Below are 1,864 nucleotides of genomic sequence, written 5' to 3'. Positions count from 1 at the left end.
TGCTGTGCCTGCTGTTTGATGCGGCGGACAATCGAAGTTGGCTGCAGGAAGTGAAACACAAAGCGAAAGTAGGGGATCAGTAGCAAAAACGAGGCCGTGCCCAGCAGTAAATTAAGCCCGATCAGCAGTCTTGGATTGTCGAAGAAACCAAGGGCCATCGAGCTCCACAAACTGACCACATTGGCCAGGATGAGAAAAAAGAACAGGTAGAAGTTGACCTTCTCGCGCAAAAATAGCTCGGTGACCTTGGGGGTAAAGCGGTCCGCGCTCAACTGCACCACAATCGCCACCACCGAGAGGGTGAAGCCCAGCACCCCCGACAGCACCTGGGCCAAGGTGGCAACAAATTCCTGCAGTGCTCCTGGATCTTGAATTGGCCTGGCCAGCGTCAGCTCCATGCCCGCCTGGAGCCAGTGGGATCCGCCCCAAGCCCACAACAGTCCAGCCGCCACCACTGCAGCGCTCCAGGGCAGAAGTTGACGGCGACGCATGGCCAGGGGGTTCAATACTCGCTTAGAAGAGCTTCCACAAACTCATAGCTGGAAAAAGGTCGCAGATCCTCTAGCCCCTCGCCGGCACCAATAAAGCGGATAGGCAAGTGCATCTGCTGGGTAATGGCCAGGGCAATCCCCCCCTTGGCGGTGCTGTCGAGCTTGGTGAGGATGACGCCGGTTAGCTTGGCCACTTCGGCAAACACCTGGGCCTGGCGCAGGCCGTTTTGCCCTTGGGTGGCATCCAAAACTAAGAGGCTTTCCACCTTGGCCTCAGGCGCTTTCTTGTCGATGATGCGGCGGATCTTGGCCAGCTCCTCCATCAGGTTTTTCTTGTTTTGTAGCCGGCCTGCTGTATCCACCAGCAGCAACTCGGTGCCTCTGGCCTTGGCGGCTGTAATGGCATCAAACACCACCGCCGCCGGATCGGCATTGGGGGACGGGTTGGCGATCACCTCCACCCCAGCGCGTTCCGCCCAGATCTTGAGCTGCTCGACAGCGGCAGCGCGGAAGGTATCGGCAGCAGCAATTAGACACTGGTAGCCAGACTCGCGGGCCACATGGGCAATTTTGCCAATGGTGGTGGTCTTGCCCACCCCATTCACGCCTACGATCAGCCAAATGTTGAGCGTGCCCCGCTGCGGCGCAAAGGTGGGATCCCCCACTGTCAGCATCTGCCGCAGCTGCTGCTTGAGGTACTTCACCGCCTCCTCTGGGGGTACTACCTCTTCGCGCAGGCGTCTTTGCAGGGCCTGAATGATCTGCTCAGTGGCCTCAACCCCCACATCCGCCTGCAGCAACATTGCCTCAATTTCCTCGACGGCATCCTGGTCGAGAGGGCCGCGGCCCACTAAGGCTTTTAGCTGGTTGATGAGGTTAAGGCGGGTTTTGCCTAGACTTCGCCGCAGCTTTTGCAGCCAGGAGATCTCTTCTATGGAGATCTCTTCGGGTTTGCGCCCTTGGGCCGCCAGGATCTCGGCTGACCAGCGAAAGCCCTCGTCGAAAACCAGCTCTTCTGCGGCTGACTGCGGCGCTGGGGCAGGAGGAGGGGCTACCGCAGCTACACCTTCTGGCTCCGGCTCCTCCATGGCAGTAGCTGCAAGGGCCTGCAGGCGCTCGGCAGCGCGAGGAGCCAGATCAAAAAAGGAAGGTGCAGCAGCCGGCTGGACAGGGGGCGAGGTGGGAGAGACCGCCTCAGTTGCTGCCGCCTCTGGGGCAGAGGGCTGGGATCCCTTGCTTGCAGGCGATTCTGGCGCTGGGGCGGCTGGGGAGGCAACCTCTGCTTGAGTGGCTTGGGCTGCAGCCCGCGCCTTTAGGTTGGCATAGGCAGCTCTCTTATACACATCTTAAGCTCCCGACGACTCCTAACGAGT

At 59.9% G+C, this 1,864-nt stretch carries 2 protein-coding genes; both read right to left on the bottom strand.

All coding sequences use genetic code 11. From position 1 onward, the window contains the following. The coding region (locus NW827_RS07510; protein WP_414503510.1) for a DUF2254 family protein at positions 1-491 on the bottom strand (491 nt) is incomplete at its 3' end. Between the two features lie 11 nt (positions 492-502). Continuing rightward, positions 503-1,834 carry a signal recognition particle-docking protein FtsY gene (ftsY, locus tag NW827_RS07505; RefSeq protein WP_414503509.1) on the bottom strand — a complete coding sequence of 444 codons (1,332 nt, stop codon included), beginning with the start codon at positions 1,832-1,834 and terminating at the stop codon, positions 503-505. Between the last annotated feature and the right edge of the window lie 30 nt (positions 1,835-1,864).

It is taken from the genome of Synechococcus sp. H70.1, from assembly GCF_047502705.1.
Taxonomy (GTDB): Bacteria; Cyanobacteriota; Cyanobacteriia; order Thermostichales; family Thermostichaceae; genus Thermostichus.
The sequence above is the reverse complement of the archived record's forward strand: the minus strand, read 5'-3'. Positions and strand labels throughout refer to the sequence as shown.